Source organism: Enterobacter sp. 01-M-02-SI-ECC (genome assembly GCF_047530595.1).
GTDB lineage: Bacteria > Pseudomonadota > Gammaproteobacteria > Enterobacterales > Enterobacteriaceae > Enterobacter > Enterobacter cloacae_M.
In genome coordinates this window covers 1-1,630 of record NZ_JBLKCZ010000086.1, presented here as the reverse complement: position 1 = coordinate 1,630, position 1,630 = coordinate 1, and the positions used below count along the sequence as shown (strand labels likewise).

General features: G+C 63.1%; 3 protein-coding genes. All 3 read right to left on the bottom strand.

Features of this window, described 5'->3' with window-relative positions; translation table 11 throughout:
- Positions 1 to 93 precede the first annotated feature (93 nt).
- Genes ACMWLG_RS25760 through ACMWLG_RS25750 form a run of 3 tightly spaced genes read right to left on the bottom strand, consistent with a single transcriptional unit; the run spans position 94 to position 1,513 of the window.
- Positions 94 to 651, bottom strand: coding sequence for a recombinase family protein (locus ACMWLG_RS25760; protein ID WP_003100847.1), 558 nt, complete (start codon positions 649 to 651; stop codon positions 94 to 96).
- Positions 645 to 1,016 (bottom strand): hypothetical protein, encoded by a 372-nt coding sequence (locus ACMWLG_RS25755; protein WP_003100853.1) that lies wholly within the window; start codon positions 1,014 to 1,016, stop codon positions 645 to 647. Before ACMWLG_RS25755 ends, ACMWLG_RS25760 begins: the two co-directional genes overlap by 7 nt.
- Positions 1,013 to 1,513 (bottom strand): hypothetical protein, encoded by a 501-nt coding sequence (locus ACMWLG_RS25750; RefSeq protein WP_003100856.1) that lies wholly within the window; start codon positions 1,511 to 1,513, stop codon positions 1,013 to 1,015. The genes ACMWLG_RS25755 and ACMWLG_RS25750 overlap by 4 nt, the downstream gene beginning before the upstream one ends.
- Positions 1,514 to 1,630 lie beyond the last annotated feature (117 nt).

The following is a 1,630-nucleotide window of genomic DNA, read 5'->3' as shown; positions in this document are numbered from 1 at the left end:
CGCAATGTTTTCCATGATGGTTCTCCGAATGAAAGCCTGTCCTCAGCATAGTACTGGGAAGGAGGGAGTGACCATCTCATTAAATAAAGCACGCTAAGCGTGCGTGGAGGCTGGCACCCAGCGGTACAGCGTCGGAATGGACACGCCGAGGTTCTTGGCCACGTCCTTGGGCGGCACCCCGCTGGCCAGCAGCTTCTTGGCCGACTCGATCTTGCTGTCGGTCATCTTCGGCTTGCGGCCGCCTTTGCGGCCGAGCTGCTTGGCGACTTCCAGCCCGGCGCGGGTGCGCTCGACGGTCAGCTCGCGCTCCATTTCGGCAAGGCTCGCCATGACGTGGAAGAAGAACCGCCCGGATGGTGTGCCGGTGTCGATGGAGTCGGTGAGGCTCCTGAACTGGACACCGTGCTTGTGCAGATCGCCGACCAGATCGACCAGTTGCTTGACCGACCGGCCCAGCCGGTCGAGCTTCCAGACGACCAAAGTATCGCCTTCGCGCAGCATTTCGAGCGTCTTGGCCAAGCCAGGCCGGTCTGCCCGCGTGCCACTCACCTTGTCCTCGAAGACCTTTTTACATCCGGCCTTGCTCAAGGCTTCGCGTTGCAGCTCCAGGTTCTGATCCTGCGTCGAGACGCGCGCATAGCCAATCAACATGGCTTGTCTCGCGCCCGGTCGATGCGTTCCTGCATCGCCTGCATCACTTCTTCGTGGGTGTACGATCTGGCGTTGGCGTCGGTGGCTTGCCGCAGGGCTTCCTCAACCTCGCGCGTCATCCGCTCGTAATCCTCCGGCCACAGCGCTTGCTCCATGCGCAGCGACGCCTGACCCAGCAGGTGCAGCAGGCTGAACAGCCGCATGTCGTTGGTGGCGACGATGCGCTCCCGAATCTGCTCCTGAATAGCTTCGCTAGCCCGATGCGCTTGTGGTGTGGCAGTCCCCTCGTAGTCAGCGGGGAATTCCGCTTCCTCGGCAATCCTTGCCCAGGCGCTGGCCAGCGCCTCGATGGTTGACGTGCTCATTTCCGCCGCTCCTGTGCTCTTTGGCGAATCAACCGGCCAAGGGGCCTCGACGCGAAAACCAGCAGCATCACGCCTATCGGATACCAGGTCGAGAAGACCACCAAGGCATCGAAGGCTGGCCGTCCGGTGTTGGTAGGCAGTACGGCGGTCACAGCCATCAACCCGCCGACCGTCCAGATGATGCGCCACACGTAGGGCATCACGCGGGGCACGTAGCCGTCATCGAAAGCGGTCTGGTAGTAGCGGCGCAGGCCGCGCTCGGCAAGCGCCTGGCGCTGCCGCTCCGACAGCGCATCCGTCCGGCCATACCAGCGCCGGAATGGTGGACAGCGCAGCAGCAAAGGGGTGAAGAGGATCATCACCGCCACGATCGCGACACCCCACGCCATGACGGCGCCGGCATCGGGCCGCTTGGCGTTCTCGATCACGGGCGCGAAGACGCCCGGAGCACCGATCATCCAGAACAGCGCAATGTGCTGATGGAAGGAGAGCTTCATTTGCTCATCCACTTGCGCAGCAGGCGCTTTTTCAGGGAGGCGCGTTCTTGCGGGTTGCGTCCCTTGTGATTGGCGATGCGATCCGCCGTGGCGGCCTGGCGCTTGACGGGCCAGTAG

Excerpts from the sequence above, each read along its gene's own strand:
- ACMWLG_RS25760 (WP_003100847.1), bottom strand. The coding sequence starts at position 651 with ATGTTGATTGGCTATGCGCGCGTCTCGACGCAGGATCAGAACCTGGAG.
- ACMWLG_RS25755 (WP_003100853.1), bottom strand. The coding sequence starts at position 1,016 with ATGAGCACGTCAACCATCGAGGCGCTGGCCAGCGCCTGGGCAAGGATT.
- ACMWLG_RS25750 (WP_003100856.1), bottom strand. The coding sequence starts at position 1,513 with ATGAAGCTCTCCTTCCATCAGCACATTGCGCTGTTCTGGATGATCGGT.